At 44.5% G+C, this 21,933-nt stretch carries 19 protein-coding genes; 16 read left to right on the top strand and 3 right to left on the bottom strand.

Annotated elements, in window-relative coordinates:
- The first annotated feature begins 2 nt into the window (after positions 1-2).
- From rnc to NH462_RS00790, 5 genes are all read left to right on the top strand, one after another.
- A complete protein-coding gene (rnc, locus tag NH462_RS00810) occupies positions 3-680 on the top strand; it encodes a ribonuclease III (RefSeq protein WP_010371291.1) in 678 nt (225 codons plus the stop codon).
- Positions 670-1,569: a GTPase Era gene (gene era / locus NH462_RS00805; RefSeq protein ID WP_211866560.1), complete on the top strand. Its 900-nt coding sequence runs from the start codon at positions 670-672 to the stop codon at positions 1,567-1,569. Before rnc ends, era begins: the two co-directional genes overlap by 11 nt.
- The gene (recO, locus tag NH462_RS00800; protein ID WP_010606763.1) at positions 1,570-2,262 is read left to right on the top strand and encodes a DNA repair protein RecO; all 693 of its coding nucleotides are present in this window, start codon (positions 1,570-1,572) and stop codon (positions 2,260-2,262) included.
- 93 nt (positions 2,263-2,355) lie between these two features.
- A complete protein-coding gene (gene pdxJ / locus NH462_RS00795) occupies positions 2,356-3,090 on the top strand; it encodes a pyridoxine 5'-phosphate synthase (protein WP_253103302.1) in 735 nt (244 codons plus the stop codon).
- A gap of 81 nt (positions 3,091-3,171) precedes the next feature.
- Entirely contained in the window at positions 3,172-5,226 is a 2,055-nt protein-coding gene (locus NH462_RS00790) for a TonB-dependent receptor (protein WP_253103300.1), read from the top strand.
- A 49-nt stretch (positions 5,227-5,275) separates the two neighbouring features.
- Here the strand turns inward: NH462_RS00790 and dapD are convergent, their stop codons facing one another.
- The 3 genes from dapD to map form a co-directional block, all read right to left on the bottom strand.
- A complete protein-coding gene (gene dapD, locus NH462_RS00785; protein ID WP_253103298.1) occupies positions 5,276-6,103 on the bottom strand; it encodes a 2,3,4,5-tetrahydropyridine-2,6-dicarboxylate N-succinyltransferase in 828 nt (275 codons plus the stop codon).
- 10 nt (positions 6,104-6,113) lie between these two features.
- Positions 6,114-8,732 carry a [protein-PII] uridylyltransferase gene (gene glnD, locus NH462_RS00780; protein WP_010371310.1) on the bottom strand — a complete coding sequence of 873 codons (2,619 nt, stop codon included), beginning with the start codon at positions 8,730-8,732 and terminating at the stop codon, positions 6,114-6,116.
- A gap of 216 nt (positions 8,733-8,948) precedes the next feature.
- The gene (map, locus tag NH462_RS00775; RefSeq protein WP_045964223.1) at positions 8,949-9,740 is read right to left on the bottom strand and encodes a type I methionyl aminopeptidase; all 792 of its coding nucleotides are present in this window, start codon (positions 9,738-9,740) and stop codon (positions 8,949-8,951) included.
- A gap of 279 nt (positions 9,741-10,019) precedes the next feature.
- Between map and rpsB the strand changes: the two genes are divergently transcribed.
- The 11 genes from rpsB to lpxD all read left to right on the top strand — a co-directional run bounded on the left by rpsB (position 10,020) and on the right by lpxD (position 21,925).
- Positions 10,020-10,748: a 30S ribosomal protein S2 gene (gene rpsB / locus NH462_RS00770; protein ID WP_010371318.1), complete on the top strand. Its 729-nt coding sequence runs from the start codon at positions 10,020-10,022 to the stop codon at positions 10,746-10,748.
- A 220-nt stretch (positions 10,749-10,968) separates the two neighbouring features.
- The gene (tsf, locus tag NH462_RS00765) at positions 10,969-11,820 is read left to right on the top strand and encodes a translation elongation factor Ts (RefSeq protein WP_010371321.1); all 852 of its coding nucleotides are present in this window, start codon (positions 10,969-10,971) and stop codon (positions 11,818-11,820) included.
- Between the two features lie 139 nt (positions 11,821-11,959).
- Positions 11,960-12,697 (top strand): UMP kinase, encoded by a 738-nt coding sequence (gene pyrH, locus NH462_RS00760; RefSeq protein ID WP_010371324.1) that lies wholly within the window; start codon positions 11,960-11,962, stop codon positions 12,695-12,697.
- Positions 12,698-12,789: 92 nt separating this feature from the next.
- Positions 12,790-13,347 carry a ribosome recycling factor gene (gene frr, locus NH462_RS00755; protein ID WP_010371327.1) on the top strand — a complete coding sequence of 186 codons (558 nt, stop codon included), beginning with the start codon at positions 12,790-12,792 and terminating at the stop codon, positions 13,345-13,347.
- Positions 13,348-13,518: 171 nt separating this feature from the next.
- Positions 13,519-14,292, top strand: coding sequence for an isoprenyl transferase (locus NH462_RS00750; protein ID WP_017216092.1), 774 nt, complete (start codon positions 13,519-13,521; stop codon positions 14,290-14,292).
- A gap of 10 nt (positions 14,293-14,302) precedes the next feature.
- Positions 14,303-15,169, top strand: coding sequence for a phosphatidate cytidylyltransferase (locus tag NH462_RS00745; RefSeq protein WP_253103296.1), 867 nt, complete (start codon positions 14,303-14,305; stop codon positions 15,167-15,169).
- Positions 15,166-16,359: a 1-deoxy-D-xylulose-5-phosphate reductoisomerase gene (gene ispC, locus NH462_RS00740; RefSeq protein WP_010371336.1), complete on the top strand. Its 1,194-nt coding sequence runs from the start codon at positions 15,166-15,168 to the stop codon at positions 16,357-16,359. Before NH462_RS00745 ends, ispC begins: the two co-directional genes overlap by 4 nt.
- Before the next feature lie 2 nt (positions 16,360-16,361).
- On the top strand, positions 16,362-17,714 hold the full coding sequence (rseP, locus tag NH462_RS00735; RefSeq protein WP_253103295.1) for a sigma E protease regulator RseP: 1,353 nt from the start codon (positions 16,362-16,364) through the stop codon (positions 17,712-17,714).
- A 166-nt stretch (positions 17,715-17,880) separates the two neighbouring features.
- Positions 17,881-20,352: an outer membrane protein assembly factor BamA gene (gene bamA, locus NH462_RS00730; RefSeq protein ID WP_253103294.1), complete on the top strand. Its 2,472-nt coding sequence runs from the start codon at positions 17,881-17,883 to the stop codon at positions 20,350-20,352.
- Between the two features lie 11 nt (positions 20,353-20,363).
- A complete protein-coding gene (locus NH462_RS00725) occupies positions 20,364-20,882 on the top strand; it encodes an OmpH family outer membrane protein (protein WP_017216087.1) in 519 nt (172 codons plus the stop codon).
- The gene (gene lpxD, locus NH462_RS00720; RefSeq protein WP_039497143.1) at positions 20,882-21,925 is read left to right on the top strand and encodes a UDP-3-O-(3-hydroxymyristoyl)glucosamine N-acyltransferase; all 1,044 of its coding nucleotides are present in this window, start codon (positions 20,882-20,884) and stop codon (positions 21,923-21,925) included. Before NH462_RS00725 ends, lpxD begins: the two co-directional genes overlap by 1 nt.
- Positions 21,926-21,933: the final 8 nt, after the last annotated feature.

Genomic DNA, 21,933 nt, shown 5'->3' with positions numbered 1-21,933 from the left:
AAATGAAAAGAAACGTAGAAGAACTTTATAATAAAATAGGGTACAACTTCTCTGATAAGGCGCTGCTTGAGCAGGCTTTGACGCATCGCAGTCACAAAGGCCAGCACAACGAGCGTCTCGAATTTTTGGGCGACTCTATTTTAAGCTTTGTGATTGCAAATGCTTTGTATCACAAGTTTCCAAAAGCGCGTGAAGGTGATTTAAGCCGCATGCGTTCAACGTTAGTGCGTGGTCAAACGCTGGCGGAATTCGGTGTGGAATTCGCGCTGGGTGATTATCTGCGCCTAGGTCCAGGTGAGCTGAAGAGCGGCGGTTTTCGCCGTGAGTCAACGCTCGCAGATGCAGTAGAAGCCATAATTGGTGCCGTTTTCTTAGACTCTGACATCGATGTGTGTAGAGATTTGGTACTAAGTTGGTACGAATCACGCTTAACTGCGATTTCACCTGGTCATAATCAAAAAGACCCGAAGACGCTGCTGCAGGAGTATCTACAAGCTCGAAAGTTACCTTTACCGGGCTACACTGTAATAGATACCAAAGGGCAAGCTCACAACCAAACATTCACGGTCGAATGTATAGTGGAAGGGATGGAAAGTATAATTTCAGTAGGCAGCTCGCGACGTAAAGCTGAGCAAAAAGCTGCCGAAAAAGCGCTTAAGATATTAAAGAATGACGCTTGATACACATTGCGGCATGATTGCCATTGTCGGTAGACCTAACGTAGGTAAATCGACACTATTAAATAAATTGGTTGAGCAAAAGGTAAGTATTACCTCGCGTAAACCACAAACCACTCGTCACCGCATCATGGGGATCCATACAGAGGGTAACTATCAAGCGGTGTACGTTGATACGCCAGGACTTCATATTGAAGAAAAGCGTGCAATTAACCGCTTAATGAACCGAGCAGCATCAAGCTCAATCGGCGATGTTGAACTGGTTATTTTTGTCGTAGAAGGGACGCATTGGACGCCTGATGACGAAATGGTACTGGCTAAAGTTAAAGACAGCGGTCGTCCTATCTTGGTGGTGATGAATAAAACCGATCAGGTAAAAGATAAAGACTTGTTGATGCCACATATTCAGTGGTTGAGTGAACAGGGGGATTTTATCGGGATCGTACCTATCTCTGCGAAGCAAGGTAAGAACGTTGAAATGATCAGAGAAGAAGTGCACAAGCGTTTACCTGCGTGTGAATTCTATTTCCCTGAAGATTATGTTACCGATCGCTCGATGCGTTTTATGGCCGCAGAGATCGTGCGTGAAAAGTTGATGCGCTTTATGGGCGATGAGTTACCGTACTCGGTGACGGTAGAGATCGAACAGTTTAAGTGGCAAGACAACGGCGTTTGGCAGATAAACGCATTGATCCTTGTTGAGCGCGAATCGCAAAAACGCATGGTGATCGGCAACAAAGGCGAAAAGCTCAAAGTTATCGGTCGCGAAGCGCGTAAAGATCTTGAGAACATGCTAGACAACAAAGTCTATCTCGAATGCTGGGTTAAAGTGAAATCTGGCTGGGCAGACGACGAACGTGCTCTTCGTAGCTTAGGGTACGGAGAAGACTGATTGGATAGCGACTTTCGACAGGCCTATCTGTTACATCGCAGACCTTACAGCGATTCTCAGGTACTGCTTGACGTGCTGGTCGAAGGCGTTGGACAACTTAAAATGCTTGCCCGAGTAAAGGGCAAGCAATCCCTCAAACATAATGCCCAGTTGCGGCCATTTTCATTACTTTTACTGCAATATGCAGGCAGATACGATTTTAAATACCTAAACCGTTTTGAACCCACAGACAATCAAATCCAACTCGTTGGGCGGCAGCTATATTGCGGCTTGTATCTCAATGAGCTAACGCAACGCGTGGTACCAACGAACGAACCGCTAGAGCAGATCTTTGCGCTCTATCAACTACATTTAATGCGTTTGGCTCAAGATGAAGATGTGGAACCTATCTTACGCAGCTTTGAGTTGCAATTGTTGGGTGAGCTGGGTTTCGGGGTGGAACTGGAATTTGACGCTGAAGGTAATCCAGTGCGGCCAAAAGCCGCGTATAAGTACGTATCTGAGTACGGTTTTATTGCAGTCGGTCGTGAACCTGATACGATACCGGGCAGTATGTTATTGGCCATTGCCAATCAAGATTTCCAAGACCTTGCCGTGAGAAGGGCGGCTAAGCTATTAACACGAAAATTAATGGCACCGCTGGTTGGTAAGCAAGGGCTGAAAAGTAGAGAACTATTTATTTCAAAGAAATAATACCAATTTAATCAAAAGTATAAATCGGTAAATTGGTATCGCGGTAATAAGTGGGTGATCCACTTGCTACGTCATATTATCAAGGGATAAACGATGAAAGATATTTTACTTGGCGTCAACGTAGACCATATTGCAACGCTTCGTCAGGCGCGTGGCACTAGCTATCCTGATCCAGCACATGCAGCTGCAGTAGCTGAGCACGCAGGTGCCGACGGCATTACTATTCACTTACGTGAAGACCGTCGCCATATTCAAGATCGCGATGTTTACGTGATGGCAAAAACCCTCCAAACACGTATGAACCTAGAAATCGCAGTGACTGACGAAATGCTCGATATCGCTTGCGAAGTAAAACCTGAATATGTTTGCCTAGTGCCAGAGAAGCGCGAAGAATTAACCACGGAAGGTGGCTTAGACGTTGCGGGTAATCTAGATAGGATCACAGCGGCAACTCAGCGCCTAGCTGATGCAGGTATTAAAGTAAGCTTGTTCATCGACGCGGATAAAAAGCAGCTAGATGCTGCAAAGCAAAGTGGTGCGCCTTACATTGAGATCCACACAGGTGCTTATGCTGATGCTGAGAACGACACCGAAATGACCGCTGAGCTTGAACGCATTCGTGAAGGCGTTAAGTATGCTCATGGCCTAGGCCTTATCGTCAACGCCGGCCATGGTTTGCATTACCATAATGTTAAACCGATTGCACAAATGCCAGAAATCTACGAACTTAACATTGGTCATGCCATTGTTGCTCGAGCGGCAATTGATGGACTGGAAAAGGCAGTACGAGATATGAAGCGTTTGATGTTAGAGGCAAGACAAGCATAACGCTTAGTGGTAAAGAAAACGAAAGGGCTGTGCAGCCCTTTCTTTTTGCCTTGTAATCAGGCTAATACAAATGGTATCAAAATGAAAAAAATGGTGTTGGTCTTTGCAAGTTGTGCCCTTGCACCACAACTTAGCGAAGCGACAGAGAACAACGAATTTGAAATCATCACTACTACGGCATCTAGATTGGCTGAGACAGCAGGAGAGCGCCCTGTAAGCCTCTCTTCGCTCACAGAAGCTCAATTAGATGACATAGGTGTCACACATATCGAAAAGGCGTTGAGGCTCGTTGCTGGCGCAAATATACAGCATGGTAATGGTCAAGAGTATCTGCCTGCATTGCGTTCACAAGTGCTCTCTGGTGCAGGCGCATGTGGCGGCATTTTAATGGCTGAAGATGGTATTGCACTCAGAGCCGCAGGCTTTTGTAATATTAATGAACTCTTTGAATCGCATTTTGAAGCCGCTGAGCGTATAGAAGTGCTAAAAGGACCAAACAGCGTATTGTATGGCTCCAATGCGGTGCATGGAGTGGTTAATGTGATCACTTCAAACAGCATTCAAAAGACACCTAGGGTAGCATTAGATATCGGCTCCTATGGTTATAGCCGAACCCGGATACAAGCTGGCGATAAAGCCCTTGGCTTGGGGGCTGCGTTAACCCTTACAAAAGATACGGGTTATCGTGACGACGAAAGCGTCGAGCAACAAAAGTTGAGCGTCAAACATCAATATGAAGGCGAGAAGATTGGTATCGTATCTGGGATGACATACACCCACTTAGATCAGCAAACTGCGGGTTATATAACAGGAGTGGACAGCTATAAAAATAAGCAATTGGCAAAGCAAAACGAAAACCCTGAAGCATTTAGAAAGGCTGAGTCATTTAGAGCTTGGACAGAAATAACCGGGCACTTTGATGATAGCAACACCGTGATGATAAAACCTTATGTACGCTGGCAAGAGATGGAGTTTGTTAAGCATTTCTTGCCGGGTAAGCCGTTTGAAGAAAATGGTCAAACTGGTGTGGGGCTGCAAACGCTTATACACACTGAGTTAAGTGACTCAATACAACTAGATTGGGGAATGGATGCAGAATATACCCAAGGCGAGATGTTGCAGTATCAGCCTACGCCGACTGAAGGCTCTGCATTTTTACACTCGACTATTCCCACAGGAAAACACTACGACTATGAGGTAGATGCAAGGCAACTCGCGCCTTTTGCAAATCTCAGTTGGCGACAGGGTAACTGGTTAGTTGAACTGGGCGGTCGTTTTGAGTCAATGAAATACGATTATCGCAACTTTTTGCCTACTGGGCGTACCAAAGAAGATGGTTCGGTGTGTGCAATGGGAGGATGCCGTTATAGTCGCCCAGCCAGTGGCAAAGATAGCTTTGCTCATTTTTCACCAAAATTTGGCTTAAGCTACGCGTTTACTGAACTGCATATTGCCTATGCTAACGTGTCCAAAGGCTATCGCGCACCACAAACTGCTGAGCTTTACCAATTGCAGCGAGAGCAGCTAAAAGCATCGCTAGAGGAAGAAAAGGCGGACAATATCGAACTTGGCCTAAAGGGGAGTGCAGATAGCCTTGACTATCAGGTCGCGATTTATGACATGGAAAAAGAAAATTTGATCTTCCGAGATAGTGACTTTTTCTATATCAACGATGGTCGTTCAAGACACCGAGGTGTGGAGTTGGAGCTGAGTTATTCATTTTCAGCACATTGGCAACTAGATCTCGCCGCAACGCGTGCCAAGCATACCTATGAACAAGATAATATTCTTGATGGCATCAATATTAACGGCAACGATCTAGATTCAGCACCAAGGAACGTCATTAACGCCCAATTACGCTGGCAAGCACTGGATAATCTCAGTTGGTCTTTGGCTTGGCATCATGTAGGAGAGTATTTTACTGACCCCGAAAATCTTCATCGTTATTCTGGTCACGACTTGCTGAGCTTACGAGGAAAGTGGCAGGTAAATCCGCATTTGGCGTTGACGATGAGAGTGAAAAACCTAACCGACGAACGTTATGCTGAGCGTGCCGATTACACTTCATTTAGTGGTGAAAGGTACTTTCCAGGAAGACCAAGAAACATTCTGGTTTCACTGGACTACCGCTGGTAATACATGAAAAAGGGAGCAGAAAGCTCCCTTTGTGAAACTATCGTGATATTTAGTCGTCTAGCGAGCGAAGTAGTGCATTGATCCCAACTTTTTCGCGGGTTTGCTGATCTACTCTTTTCACAATAATTGCTGCATACAGGCTATGAGAGCCATCTTTGCTTGGTAGTGAACCTGGTACTACCACCGCACCGGCTGGCACGCGACCATAATGGGTTTCGCCTGTTTCACGGTCGTAAATACGAGTACTTTGTGAAATATAGACACCCATGGAGATAACCGCACCTTCTTCAACAATCACACCTTCTACGATTTCAGAACGTGCGCCGATGAAACAGTTATCTTCAATAATCGTTGGATTGGCTTGTAGCGGTTCTAATACGCCACCAATGCCCACACCGCCAGATAGGTGTACGTTTTTACCGATCTGTGCACACGAGCCCACGGTTGCCCAAGTGTCTACCATAGTGCCTTCGTCGACGTAAGCACCAATATTAACGTAAGACGGCATAAGGACCACGTTCTTACCGACAAAGCTGCCCTGACGCGCTACCGCGTTTGGTACTACGCGCATACCCCCTTGTTGGAACTGCTCTGGCGTATAGTCTGAGAATTTTAATGGTACTTTGTCGTAAAACTGGTTAACGCCATCGCTCATTGGTTGGTTGTCACGAATTCTAAAAGATAGGAGTACCGCCTTTTTCAACCATTGATGTACGACCCACTCACCACTAATTTTTTCAGCAACACGCGCTGCACCTGAATCTAGCATTTCCAAAGCGTTGACAATCGCTTGTTTTACTTCGTCTGATACCGTGCTTGGAGTAATGGTATCGCGGTTTTCCCACGCGGTTTCAATAGTCGTTTTTAAATCAGACATAAATTCCTCGTTAATCTGTTTCTGCATTTAATTTTTTGAGTAGGGCGCGATGAAGCTCAGCTTTTTGTACTTCATCTAGTGCCTTGTAATCTTTGTTTGAGACGACGAAAAAGTCTTCTGCGCGTTCGCCGACGGTTGTAATGCGCGCGGCATGAATATGTAGTGAATAGGCCTGAAATACCTCAGCAATTTTAGTCAGTAACCCCGGAATATCAATGGCCTGAATTTCAATTAGGCTGCGATCGTCGCGTGCATGCGGGCGCAGTATAATTTTAGGTTTGATATTAAAGTCTTTAAACTTCTGTGAGCGGTTTTTCTTAACCCGGATCTTTCTTTTTGGATCTTTCAGTAAAGTTTCCAAGCCTTTTCTTATCCCAGCTGCTCGGCCAGTACTGAGTGGGTCGCCATTCACTTCTAAGATAACAAAACTAAAGACAACATAGCCATCTTTTGTGGTCATGACCTGAGCATGCTGGATCTGTGCTTTCTTAGAACCAATTACACTGACCAATTTGGCGAATAACGCAGATTCATAAGGACTGTATACGAATACTTGCGTCCCGCCATGCATGGGCTTGTCAGAGACGATCACGCTTGGCTGACTTAAATCATCAGACTGTAATAAGTGCTCAGTATGCCAAGAGATCTGCTGTTCACTAAAGGCAGTAAAATAATTGGCCTTAAAGCGTGACCAAATAAGGTCAATGTACTCTTCGAAGTAACCCAAATTAATCAGCCGTTGCTTGGCTTGGCGCTTCTTATCACGGATCTGATCGCGCATATCCATTGGGTTTTCAAGGCCCAAGCGCAATGCCCGTTGAGTATGTAGATATAGCTCGCGTAAGAGGGTGTTTTTCCAGTCGTTCCAAAGGTTGTCGTTGGTGGCACGAATGTCGGCAACCGTTAAGCAATAGAGATAATCTAGCTGACGTTCGTTTTTCACTTTTTGTGCAAATTCAGCAATAACATCGGGGTCGTTAATATCTTTACGCTGGGCTGTGACAGACATCAGGAGGTGATTTTGCACCAGCCAAGCTACCAATTTAGCGTCGGAAGCGGTAAAGCCGTGCATTTTGGTAAATGCCATGGCGTCAACGGCACCAAGCTCGGAATGGTCGCCACCTCGGCCTTTGGCAATATCGTGAAAGATCCCTGCTAAGTAGAGTAGCTCTGGTTTGTCCATGCGGGCAACAATCTCAGAACAAATCGGGAATTCACTAATATGCTCTTTATCGAAATAGCGGTAGATGTTATTGATGAGCTTATGGGTATGCTCATCTACCGTGTAGGCGTGAAACAGATCGAACTGCATTTGACCAAAAATATTACGCCACTGCGGTAAATAGGCGGCGATGATCCCGTGTTTATGCATCAGAGTAAACGCTCGCCCCATGCCATTAGGGTGTTTCAATAACCTTAGAAAAGCGTCACGACAGCCTGCGTAATCTTGCAAGTCGCCTAATAAACGGCGTCTGACTTGGCGCATAGTACGTATGGTACTTGGGTCGATCTGATTGATTTTAGGGTTGTCTGCTATATGTTCAAAGAGGACAAACAAATTCTCTCGACGGAAAAAGACCGAGGGGTTCTTAACGCGAATTTTATTGCCAATACGCTCAAAGTTTCTGTCGAGTGGCACGGCTTCTTGTTCCAACTGCTCAGGAAGAATACTTTGTTCGAAATAGGAGAGCAGCATCTGGTTCATTTCGCGCACTCGGCTCATGATCCTAAATAAGCGTTTCATCATACGCTCAACTGAAGCTTTACCTTCAGAGCCGAAACCGAGGAGCTCTGCGGCATGTGGTTGATGGTCAAACAGTAAGCGGTTCTCACTGCGACCAGCGGCCAAATGTAGTGCAAAGCGAATGTTCCACAGGTTTTCGATGCACTCTAACAGCTCTTGATATTCTTCATGGGTCAAATAACCGTGATTGATTAACTCTTCCAAAGTTTCAGCGCGGAAGTGCTTTTTAGCGACCCAAAAAATGGTTTGCAGGTCGCGCAGGCCACCGGGGTTTTCTTTAATATTAGGCTCAAGGTTATAGGCGGTACCATGGCATTTTTTATGGCGAATATTCTGCTCATTGACCTTAGCGATAAAAAAGTCACTAGATTGCCAAATTGGGGTTTCAACGATATGCCGTTTGAGGTGTTCATATTCAATATGGTTACCACAAATGAGGCGGCTTTCCAGCAGGCTAGTGGCAAAATGAACGTCATTTTGTTTTTGTTCTAGGACTTGTTCATGGGTTCTTACGCTATGACCGATATCTAGACCTAAATCCCATAGATAAGTGACAAAACGCTCTAAACTGCTGGTCACTTTTTCACAGGGAACGGATTTGGTCAGCACCAAAAAATCGATATCAGAGAACGGGTGTAACTCACCACGGCCGTAACCACCAATGGCGATTAACGACAAGTCTGGTTGATGCGCCAGTCCAGTTTCATTAAACAGTTTAATCAACAATCGGTCGATAAATTCAGCGCGAGAGTTAATTAGATTTCTAACGGGTTGCTTGGCAAATTGATTGCTTAACCATTTGTAGAAAAAAGCAAGACAATCACGGTAATCGGTAAGTTCTTGTGCTTCATCAAGAAGCGTCTTCACTTTGTTCGGTAATGCCACTTAGGATCCTGTGTCATGCGCGCAAAAACAGTAGAGTCCTGTTTTACACTAAATAAATAAGAATTGCGAGTGACGGGGAGGTGAAGGGTCAAGGATTGGGCAACTAGCATCGCGTGTAACTGATATCTAAACACAAAGGGGTTGTAACCACTGTAGCGTGAGTTGTGCAATAAAAAAGCCAGCAATCTGGCTGGCTTTGATAAATGCTTTTTGCAATTAAGCTGAATGCGTAATAACGCGGTCTATCGTTTCGTCATTGCGCAGCGTTAAAATCTCAACGCCATTATCTGTGACAAGCAGCGTGTGTTCCCACTGCGCCGAAAGACTACGGTCTTTGGTAACGACAGTCCAATCATCTTTTAGTAGCTTACATTGGCGCTTACCTGCGTTAACCATAGGCTCGATAGTTAAACACATACCGGCTTTAAGTACCTCGCCAGTGCCTGGTTTGCCGTAGTGCATTACTTGTGGCTCTTCATGGAATTCTTTACCAATGCCGTGACCACAATATTCACGCACGATAGAGTAGTTAAAGCCTTCTGCATACTTTTGAATTGCAGCGCCAATATCGCCCAAACGCACGCCCGGCTTTACCATTTTTATCGCAAGGTATAGGCTCTCTTGCGTGATTTCGCTTAAGCGCTTACCTTGGATAGTTGGTGTACCGACGTAAAACATTTTTGACGTATCACCATGATAACCATCTTTGATCACAGTGATGTCGATATTGATAATGTCGCCTTCTTTTAGCGGTTTATCGTTTGGGATACCGTGACAGATAACGTGGTTAACTGAGGTACAAATAGACTTCGGAAAGCCGTGATAATTTAGCGGTGCAGGAACAGCACCTTGCTCATCAACAATGTAGTTGTGACAAATGGTGTTTAATTCGTCGGTGGTCACCCCTGGCTTAACATACGGCTCGATCATTTCCAGTACTTCCGCGGCTAAACGCCCGGCAACACGCATTTTTTCGATTTCTTCAGGGGTTTTGATCACAGCACTCATTTAGACTCCAAGTCAATTTAGATGAACATTTATTATGCACAAATTTTACGCATAAGATTGAGTTAATTCTTTATATATGGTATAAAGCGCGCCGTCTTTTTACAAATAATTCTTCCTCACACGATGAGAGTGAATGTTTGTAGTTAAGACAACACACTTATTAATATTAACACACACACATATCGACACATACACTTGGGTGCATGCAGTTATAAAAACTTCGTGTTGGTGCTATGGGATATGTGGAGGCCTAACCCTAACTTTTAGAGGAAAAATACAATGGCAAACGTTTCAATGCGCGATATGCTTCAAGCTGGTGTTCACTTCGGTCACCAAGCACGTTACTGGAACCCTAAGATGAAGCCGTTCATCTTCGGTGCACGTAACCGCGTTCATATCATCAACCTAGAAAAAACTGTTCCTATGTTCAACGATGCACTTAAGTTCTTACAGAACGTAGCATCTAACAAAGGCAAAATCCTTTTCGTAGGTACTAAGCGCGCTGCAAGCGAAGCAGTTAAAGAAGCGGCTATCCAAAGTGAGCAGTTCTACGTAAATCACCGTTGGTTAGGTGGTATGTTGACTAACTGGAAAACAGTTCGTCAATCAATCAAGCGTCTTAAAGAGCTTGAGACTCAAAGCCAAGACGGTACTTTCGAGAAGCTTACTAAGAAAGAAGCGCTAATGCTTACTCGTGAAATGCAAAAGCTTGAAAAAGGCCTTGGCGGTATCAAAGATATGGGCGGTCTTCCAGACGCTATCTTCGTTATCGACGCTGACCACGAGCACATCGCTATCCGTGAAGCTAACAACCTAGGTATCCCAGTAGTATCTGTTGTTGATACTAACTCAAACCCAGATGGTGTTGATTTCATCATCCCAGGTAACGACGACGCTATCCGTGCAATCCAGCTATACACTGGTGCAGTAGCGACGGCTATCACTGAAGGTCGTGAAAGCAACATCGTTGCTCAAGCAGAAAACGACGACTTCGTTGAAGCTGAGTAATTACCTGATTAGGTATTAGCTGTCATCAAGTCTTCATCAAATTATTGGTGAAGACTTGATATTCTTTATAAGCGATTAACTGCTTATCCCGTTGTTTGCCAAGCAGACCTTGAAAGATAACGGATTTTTATCAAATTGAGGCGAGCTGTACTTGATTTGATATTCAGCCAACCAAAGGTTGGTTTTATCAAGAACTGAATTCAGATTTGAGGATATTCTAATGGCTGTAACTGCTGCCCTAGTAAAAGAACTTCGTGAGCGCACTGGCGCTGGCATGATGGATTGTAAAAAAGCACTGACAGAAACTGGCGGTGATATCGATCAAGCAATCGAAAACATGCGTAAAAGTGGTGCTGCTAAAGCTGCTAAAAAAGCAGGCAACATCGCTGCTGAAGGTACAATCATCATCAAGCAAGGCGAAGGTTTTGCTGCACTAGTAGAAGTTAACTGTCAAACTGACTTCGTAGCAAAAGATGCAAGCTTCCTTGCATTTGCTAACGAAATTGCTGACGCAGCTGTAGCTGAGCAACTAACTATCGAAGACTTACAAGCTAAGTTTGAAGAGACTCGTGTTGCACTAGTAGCTAAAATCGGTGAGAACATGAACATCCGTCGTGTTTCTTACATCCAAGGTGACAAGCTAGTTGCTTACCGTCACGGCGAGCGTATCGGTGTTGTTGTAGCTGGTGATGCTGACGAAGAAACACTTAAGCACGTTGCAATGCACGTTGCTGCTTCTAAGCCAGACTACCTAAACCCAGAAGACGTACCTGCTGAAGTAGTTGAAAAAGAAAAAGCGGTTCAAGTTGAAATCGCAATGAACGAAGGTAAGCCAGCTGAAATCGCTGAGAAGATGGTTGTTGGTCGTATGAAGAAGTTCACTGGTGAGATCTCTCTTACTGGTCAAGCTTTCATCATGGAACCTAAGAAATCAGTGGGTGACTACCTTAAAGAGAAGAATGCATCTGTTTCTTCATTCGTTCGCCTAGAAGTAGGTGAAGGTATCGAGAAGAAAGAAGAAGACTTCGCAGCAGAAGTTGCAGCACAAATCGCTGCAGCAAAAGGCCAGTAATCACTTATTGTGATGCCTAATGACGTAAAAGCTGACATTAGCTTTGCGTCATTGCTGAAAATTCTCTAAAATAACCGCGCATTTATGTCTAGCATAAGCGCGGTTATTTTTTACCTCACTTTTAATTGGCCCGGATATTATGACTATCAATAAAAAACCTGTTTTTAGACGCGTTCTTTTAAAGCTTAGTGGTGAAGCTTTAATGGGAGATGAAGGCTTTGGTATCGATCCAAAAGTATTGGATCGTATGGCACAAGAAATCAAAGAGTTAGTAGAACTCGACGTAGAAGTGGGTTTGGTTATCGGTGGCGGTAACTTCTTACGTGGTGGTTCACTTGCAGAAGCGGGCATGAACCGAGTTGTGGGCGACCACATGGGCATGCTAGCGACCGTCATGAATGGTCTTGCGATGCGTGATGCGCTGCACCGTGCTTTTGTAAACGCACGTTTGATGTCTGCTATCCCGCTAAATGGCGTGTGTGATGCTTACAATTGGGCGGAAGCAATTAGCCTATTAAAATCTGGCCGTGTTGTTATTTTCTCTGCAGGTACGGGCAACCCATTCTTTACCACGGACTCAGCAGCATGTTTGCGCGGTATCGAGATTGAAGCGGATACCGTGATTAAAGCCACTAAGGTTGAAGGGGTATTTAGTGACGATCCGGTGAAAAACCCAGATGCTACGCTATACCGCACGTTGACTTACAACGAAGTTATCGACAAAGAATTGAAAGTGATGGATTTAGCTGCATTTACATTGGCACGTGACCACAATATGCCAATCAGCGTATTCAACATGAATAAACCGGGTGCATTGAAAAATGTCATCATGGGTGAAGAGGAAGGTACCCTTATCTCTTCTCAAGCAGCAGAATAACCTGACGACTATTTCAGCAACTCGTAGTTAAGTAGCGAATCTCTAAATTGCGAGTATAATCTGGCATAACAAGAACAGACTAGGAAAGTATTGTGATCGAAGATATTAAAAAAGACGCTCAAGAGCGCATGAAAAAAAGTGTGGCTGCGCTTGGAAGCCAGCTTTCTAAAATCCGCACAGGTCGTGCACACCCTGCGCTACTAGATGGTATTTCTGTTTCTTACTACGGTGCAGATACACCGCTAAACCAAGTAGCAAACGTAACGACGGAAGACTCTCGTACACTGGCTATCAGCGTATTCGACAAATCGCTTGCACAGGCGGTTGAAAAAGCAATCATGTCTTCTGACTTAGGTTTAAACCCAATGTCTGCAGGTACTGTGATCCGTGTTCCACTTCCTCCACTAACTGAAGAGCGTCGTAAAGATCTCATCAAGATCGTACGTGGTGAAGTTGAAGGTGGGCGTGTTGCAGTACGTAACATTCGCCGTGATGCAAATGGTGATATTAAATCATTGCTAAAAGACAAAGAAATTTCTGAAGACGAAGCGCGTCAAGCTGAAGATGATATCCAAAAATTGACTGACAAGTTCATCAAAGAAATGGATACACAACTAAGTGCGAAAGAAGCAGAGTTGATGGAAATCTAAATGTCTATGTCCTAGCGTTTATGTTTACGCACTGTTTACGTATTGCAGAAAATTCTGCTTTGTTTCTGAGCAGTTAGCGTTTTTTGGGCTGGGTACACTGACAAATTTATTAGGTTTGAAGCGCCGCCTAGGGTATACTAGGCGGCGTTTTTTTTCACTTAAATTGGAATTATGGTTTTAGAAGCAGAGGTTATTTCGCAGCAATCATTGCCAAAACATGTTGCGATAATAATGGATGGCAACGGTCGTTGGGCTCAAGCTCGCAGGCGTCCTCGCGCCTTCGGACACAAGAAGGGCGTCGATTCGGTTCGCAGTGCTGTACAATTCTGTTCCAAGTTAGGTATAGAGTCTCTGACGCTATTTGCCTTTAGTAGTGAAAACTGGCGTAGGCCAGAAGATGAAGTCAGCACGTTAATGGAATTATTTATTTATGTGCTGTCTAAAGAAGTTAAAAAATTACATAAGAACAACGTAAAGCTAACCATTATTGGCGATCTTTCTCGTTTTCCTGACAGCCTCCAAAAGCGTGTTCATGAAGCTCAAACATTGACCCAGGACAATACAGGGCTTAACTTAAACATTGCAGCAAATTACGGTGGACGTTGGGATATCACACAGGCAGCACAACACCTCGCAAAACAAGTTGCAGCAGGTGAATTGCAACCAAGTGATATAACCGAAGATGCCTTGACAGAGCAGATGACGATGGCCGATCAAGCGAATCTCGACTTGCTGATCAGAACGGGAGGCGACTTCCGCATCAGTAACTTCTTGCTATGGCAAGCTGCGTATGCCGAACTCTATTTTACCGACACGCTTTGGCCTGATTTTGACGAGCAAGCATTCTCTGAAGCCATTGCTTGTTACGTGTCTAGAGAGCGACGCTTCGGATGCACAGGAGAGCAAATAAAGCAGCTCCTCGCAGAGAAAGACGCAACAAGTTAAGGGTTCAAATTTGTTAAAACAACGTATTCTAACGTCAGCGGTGCTTGCACCTCTGGCTCTACTTTTGGTGTTTTATACACCGCTGGCAATGTTTAGTACGATTGCCGCACTAATCGTTTTGCTTGGTGCATGGGAATGGTCGGCGCTTGCGGGCCTTTGTCAAAAGCGTCAGCGTTTTACTTTCGTTGGCGTTATGGCGGTGTTAATTCTATTGCTTAACACCCATTGGCCAATACAGGATTTATGGCAGCAAGGGCGTTTAGTCGCTGATGCTAATTACGTATTTACGCTCGCTTTTGCGTGGTGGTTGGTTGCTACTTTCTTGGTGATTAAATACCCACGAGCAGCTCGTGCTTGGAATGAAGGGATCATGATGCGCTCCATCGCCGGTGTACTGACGCTAGTCCCGCTGTGGCTTGCGTTAAACGTGATGCGTAGTGCCGGATACGAAGATGGCGAGCACATAGGCTCAGTCCTTATCATGGTGGTATTGGGCATAGTGTGGAGCGCGGACATTGGCGCTTACTTCGCTGGAAAGAATTTAGGTAAGCATAAGCTTATGCCTAAAGTGAGCCCTAATAAAACGATTGAAGGTCTTGTTGGTGGCGTGATCACCGCAGTTGTTTTTGTGTTAGTGTTTTGTCACTTCGCCGCAATTGATCTCAATATGTGGCCAATTTACGCTGCAATGACCATTATTATCGCGCTATTTTCTGCCGTTGGTGATTTGCTTGAAAGTATGTTTAAGCGCGAAGTAGGTCTTAAAGATTCAGGCCGTTGTTTGCCAGGTCACGGCGGTATTCTAGATCGCATTGATAGCTTAACGGCTGCAGCACCCATTTTTGCTTTTTGCTACGCTTGGACGGTTGTGCTATGAGCGAGCAAAACTTGGTAGTACTGGGAGCGACAGGCTCTATTGGACTATCAACCTTAGACGTCGTTAGCCGCAATAAAGAACAATATCGTGTATTTGCCTTAGTCGCAGGGCAAAACGCGGAAAAGATGGCTGAGCTTTGTTTACGTCATCAGCCTAAATACGCGGTTATGAGCTCTGAGCACGCAGCTCGGCAACTTTCTCAACGTTTGAGGGGCACTACTACCACCGAAGTACTCCATGGCGTTGAAGCAATGGCTGAGATGGCTCGCCATGTGGATGTGGATATCGTGATGTCCGCAATCGTTGGTGCTGCAGGGTTGTTACCGACACTAGCGGCAGTCGAAGCGGGTAAAAAAGTTCTGCTGGCGAACAAAGAGTCGTTAGTAATGAGTGGCCAGCTGTTTATGGATAAAGTAAAAGCGCATGGTGCGACTTTACTCCCTATCGACAGTGAACATAATGCTATTTATCAGTGCCTACCAGCGACCATTCAAACGGGACAATCTTCAAACCTAAGTCACAGCGGTGTTAGTAAGATTTTATTAACCGGTTCTGGTGGACCTTTCTTGCAGCGCTCATTGGCTACCTTAGCTTCAGTAACAGTCGAAGAAGCGGTTGCGCATCCTAATTGGTCCATGGGCAGAAAAATCTCTGTCGACTCTGCGACTATGATGAATAAAGGGCTAGAGTTTATTGAGGCTAAGTGGTTATTTAACTGCTCGGCTGACGATATTGAAGTGGTGATCCACCCACAAAGTATGATCCACTCTATGGTGCAGTATCGCGACGGCTCGGTGTTGGCACAAATGGGGCAGCCAGACATGCGAACGCCGATTGCGTATGGGCTTGCCTACCCAGAAAGAATCGACGCGGGCGTTGAACCATTAGACTTTTCTCAGATTGTCGATTTCACTTTTACCAAACCAGATTTTAACCGTTATCCCAACCTCAAATTAGCGATTGACGCATGTCGTAGTGGTCAGGCTGCAACAACAACAGTGAATGCTGCAAATGAAATCGCCGTTGCGGCATTTTTAGAGGGTAAGATAGGGTTTTGCGATATCTATCGAGTCAATGCCTTAACGCTTGAGCAAAGTGAGCTAAGCGTATTAGAATCCGTTGAGTCTATTATGGAAACAGACCGAACGGCCCGCCACCGAGCGCAGCAAATTATCGCCACATTGAGGTAACTATGTTTGAATTTTTCTGGCACTTAGGCTCATTTATTCTTGCTTTAGGGATTTTAGTTACCGTTCATGAATATGGCCATTTTTGGGTTGCCAGAAAAGCCGGCGTTAAGGTCTTACGTTTTTCTATTGGTTTTGGTAAGCCTTTAGTCAAGTGGTATGACAAACATCAAACCGAATACGTTATTGCCGCAATTCCACTTGGCGGCTATGTCAAAATGCTCGATGAACGCGTTGATGATGTGCCAGAGCAGGAGCGCCACCTTGCCTTCAATAATAAGCCAGTACTTTCTCGTATCGCTGTGGTAGCTGCAGGCCCCATTGCAAACTTTTTGTTTGCCATTGTCGCGTTAGCGGCAATGTATATGGTAGGGGTTCAATCAGTAAAACCCGTCGTTGGTGGTGTGACACCAACCAGTATCGCGGCGGATGCTGGATTTCAATCTGGTGACCACATCATTGCACTGAATGATGAGTTAGTACACTCATGGCAAGACGTCACGTTTGAATTGATGGCGCATTTAGGTGAACCATCTCTGGTTGCCAAAGTACAAGATGAAAAAGGTAGTTTGGCTATTCGCTCGCTACGTTTGAGCGATTGGAAACTGGAAAAGCAAGATGAAGCGCCACTGACCTCAGTCGGCATTACGCCTTATAGGCCACCGCTGACGCTGCAGCTCGGTTATATCGAAGAAGGTGCAGCTGCCGACAAAGGTGGCTTACAAGTAGATGACACGCTGGTTGCGATAAATGGTGACAAACTGGCATCGTGGCAACAGCTGGTGAGCCGAGTTCAAAAATCTGCAAATCAAGCCATAAGCATTGATATTCTGCGCGATGGTCAGCCACAAACCCTAACGATAACACCTCAGGCAAAAACTTCACCAGAAGGTGTCGTACAAGGCTATTTGGGCGTTGTGCCTGTGATGGAAAAATGGCCAAATGGTTATATTGAAACTAGACAATACGGCATCCTAGATAGTATGGTGCTTGGCATTCGTAAAACTTACGACTTGATTGCCTTAAGTTTCGACATGATCGGCAACTTAATCACGGGCCAAGTCTCGGTAAAAAACTTAAGCGGGCCTGTGGGGATCGCGGTTAGTGCCGGAAATAGTGTTAGTTACGGGTTAGTTGCATTTTTAGGCTTCTTAGCGCTTATCAGCGTGAATTTAGGAGTTTTTAACTTATTACCGCTCCCTGTCCTAGATGGTGGGCATTTAATGTATTACTTAATTGAACTAATTCGCAGAAAACCAGTCTCTGAAAAGACACAAGAGTTTGGGTTTAAGATTGGAGCGGCGCTTCTTCTTGCCTTAACGTTTTTTGCACTATTTAATGATGTTTCTCGGCTTTAAGCCGTGCGGTGCTAAAAAGCGCACATTATATGCAATTTAAATGTTTGCATTTTTGTTCAAGCATACAACGGATAACATAATACAAAAGCTGTAACGTTTGAATGTTGTGATGTAATGGGCCTTAGCGTATCGCGCCAAAATTGTTGTAAAGGATAAAGATAATAAAATGCCTATAAAAAAACACATTGCAGTAACCAGTTTACTGGGCGCTAGTTTTGCTGCCTTAGGGCAAAACTCCTTTATCGTAGAAGATTTAAAAGTAGAAGGGCTGCAGCGCGTTGCACTAGGTGCTGCATTGACACATATTCCGATCAACGTTGGTGACAATGTCGATCAGTTTACTATTTCACGCACAATCAAGGCGTTATATAAGTCTGGCCACTTTGACAACATTGCGGTATTCCGTGATGGTAATCAGATTATTTTTAAGGTTAAAGAACGTCCAACTATCAGCTCAATCGAATTTGATGGCAACAAAGACATCAAAGACGAGCAGCTAAACGAGAGTTTAGAGCAGCAAAATATTCGCCAAGGTGAACCGTTAGACAGAACGGTACTTGATAGTATCGAAAAAGGCTTAACGGAATTCTTCCACAGTATTGGTAAATACAACGCTAAGGTTGAGGTGAGCATTGTTGAATTGCCACGTAACCGTGTGAAGCTGATGCTGAAGTTTGAAGAGGGTGATGCTGCTTCTGTACGTCAAATTAACCTCGTTGGTAATGAGCTGTTTTCGGACGAAGAACTTCTTAACCTAATTGAATCTCAGCAGGACTTACCTTGGTGGCGCTTCCTCTCTAATGACCGTTATCAAAAACAAACCATTGAAGGTGATTTAGAAAAGATCCGCAGTTTTTACCTAGACCGTGGTTATTTACGTTTTAATATTGATTCAACACAGGTTTCAGTAAGCCCAGAACGTGAATCAGTTTATGTTACGGCGAACATCACCGAAGGTGAAAAATATACCGTTAAAGGGTTTGATTTCATTGGTGACTTATTAGGTCGTGAAGACTTAATTAAAGGCATAGTACCACTTCGCGCTGGTGAGCTTTACAACGGCTCAGTTGTAACGGCAACGGAAGATTTCATTAAGAGTTATTTGGCGCGTTTTGGTTACGCCAATGCGGAAGTACGAACTGTTCCAGAAATCGATGATGAAAACAAAGAAGTACAATTAACACTATCTGTTGATCCTGGAAAGCGCGTATATGTGCGTCGTATCGTGGTTAACGGTAACCAAAATACAGCAGACGAGGTATTACGTCGTGAAATGACGCAGCTTGAAGGTGCGTGGTTGTCTAACCAAAACCTAGAGCGTTCAAAGCTTCAAATTCAACGTTTGCCATATATGGAATCGGTAGAGTTTGAAGTCAAGCCAATTCCTGGTGTTGAAGATCAGGTTGATGTTGACTTTAAAGTAAAGGAACAGCCAGCAGGTAGTTTCCAAGCGGGTGTTGCTTATGGCTCTTATGCGGGCCTTCAGTTTAACATTGGTGTTAGTGAGTCTAACTTCTTAGGATCTGGTAACCAAGTTGCTTTCAATATCAACACTTCGCGTGGTTCTGAGCGTTATAGTGTGTCTTATACCGATCCTTACTTTACGCCTGATGGTGTCTCGCAAGGCAGCAGTATCTTCTACAGTAAGTTCGATGCGAGCGAATTTGGGATTGTAGATTACAAATCGACGAGCTACGGTATCGGCACTAACTTTGGTTTTCCAATCAATGCGATTAACCGCGTTAACTTTGGTATTCGTTGGATTGAAGAAAGCCTTTCGCAAATTTCAGACTTTGAGCAAACACGAGTACTTCGTGAGAGCTTCTTAAACGAAAGCGATCCAAATGCCGATTATGACTTCACTAAATATGAGTTAAGTGCAGGTTGGTCACGTGTAACGGTTAACCGTGGTATGTTCCCAACAGCAGGTTCTCGTCAAAGCTTGAACTTAAGTATTACTACACCAAACTCAGATCTTAATTTCTTCAAGATCAATTACGATTCACGTTTTTACTGGCCAATCAGTAATGACCATCGTTGGGTATTTTCAGCGAGAGCGGGTTTAGGCTATGGTAATGGTTATGGCGAGACCAATGGCTTTGAGCAAGTGTTGCCATTCCAAGAGTTCTTCCGTATTTCAGAGCAAGAACTACGTGGTTTTGACCGAAACACAATTCTACCTCGAGCGGTACAGCGTGCGCCTAAGTGTATTCCGGGCACACCTAAACCAGATGGTACAACAGGTAGCTGTATTGGCGGCGATCAGCAATTTGATACGCTAAATCTAGGTGGTCGTATCGGTGGTAACGCAAAAGCACTAGCAGGTCTTGAGCTTATCGTACCAACGCCATTCCTAGACGAAGAAAACACGAGCTCAGTAAGAACGAGTTTCTTCGTCGATGCGGCAAACGTTTGGGATACTGAGTTTGATGTAGACCGTTATAACAACTTGCCAGAAGATCAATACAATCTACTTTCTGATTTCTCTGATCCATCAAGGTTCAGAGTATCAACGGGTTTATCGATTCAGTGGATCTCGCCTATGGGACCTATGCTGATCAGTTTCGCTTACCCACTCAAAAAAGAAGAAGAAGACGATACGAAGACGATCAGCTTCAATATCAGTAATACATTCTAAGGAGTTTTATTGTGAAAAAATTTATTAAATCATCAACACTAGCCATGACTGCAGCACTAATGATGGGTGCTTCAGGTAGCGCATTTGCACACAAAGTAGGCATCGTAGACATGCAGGAAGTGTACAAGCAAATTCCACAAATGGCGAAAATTGAACAGACACTACAAGCTGAGTTCGCTGAGCGTCGTCAAGAGCTTGAAAAAATTCAAGGTGATATTCGTTTCGAAGCTGAAAAGTTTAAGCGCGAAGCAACGACAATGAGTGAAGAGCAAAAAGAAGCGCTTCGTGAGAAGATCCAAGGCATGCAAAAGACACTTGCTGAAAAAGGTCGTCCACTAGAACAAGAAATTAAAGTTCGTCAAAACCAAGAGCTTGCAAAAGTACAAAAGCTAATCGTAGATGCGATTGAGTCTGTTGCTAAAAAAGGTAAGTTTGACGAAGTTAAAGTAAAAGATACGACAATTTACTTCAATCCTGATAAAGTAGCCGACCTTTCTGAAGACGTGGTAAAAGCGGTTAGCAATAAGTAATGACAAAACTTCACACCTTATCTCAACTTGCTGAGTATCTAGGTGCTCAGCTGCAAGGTGATGGCGATAAATCAATTCGAAATATCGCCACTCTCGCACAGGCAAAAGACGACCAAATCGCGTTTTTAGCCAACAGCAAATACCGTGGTCAGCTTGAAAGCACGACTGCGGGAGCCGTGATCTTGAGTGAAAAAGACGCGGATTATTTTGCGGGTAATAAACTCATTATCGCAGATCCTTATGTAGCCTATGCAAAACTTGCACAGAAGCTAGACTCAACACCTAGCGCAGCATCAGGAGTTCATCGTACAGCAGTTATCTCTGATACCGCAACACTTGGTGCAAACGTCAGTGTGGGTGCGAACGCTGTAATTGAAGATGGCGCTGTGATTGGTGATGATGTTGAGATAGGGCCAGGCTGTTTCATTGGAAAACATGCCAAAATAGGCGCAAAGACTAAACTCTGGGCAAACGTAACCGTCTATCATGAAGTACAGATAGGCGAACAATGTCTATTCCAGTCAGGTGCCGTAATAGGAAGTGATGGTTTTGGCTACGCCAACGAGAAAGGCGAGTGGGTTAAAATCCCTCAAGTTGGCACCGTAATTATTGGCGACCGTGTCGAAGTTGGCGCGAGTACTTCTATTGATAGAGGTGCGCTAGAAGACACCATTATTCATAGCAACGTCATTTTAGATAACCAGATCCAAATTGCCCATAACGTTGAAGTTGGTTACGGTACAGCCATCGCAGGCTGCACGGTACTGGCGGGCAGTGTTAAAATCGGCAAGTACTGCCAAATTGGTGGCATGACAGCAATCAATGGTCACAACGAAATTTGTGATGGGGTTGTCATTACTGGTATGAGCATGGTTACTAAAGGAATTACTGAGCCAGGGATCTATTCTTCTGGTTTACCTCACCAAACGAATAAAGAGTGGCGTAAGTCTATTGCACACTTACGCAATTTATCTGACTTTAAGTCGCGCCTGAAGGCACTTGAGCTGCTGACAGCACAGCTTAAAGATACTGATGTAGAATAAGGAAGCTA

It is taken from the genome of Pseudoalteromonas sp. OANN1 (assembly GCF_024124685.1).
Lineage (GTDB): Bacteria > Pseudomonadota > Gammaproteobacteria > Enterobacterales > Alteromonadaceae > Pseudoalteromonas > Pseudoalteromonas piscicida.
The sequence above is the reverse complement of the archived record's forward strand: the minus strand, read 5'-3'. Positions and strand labels throughout refer to the sequence as shown.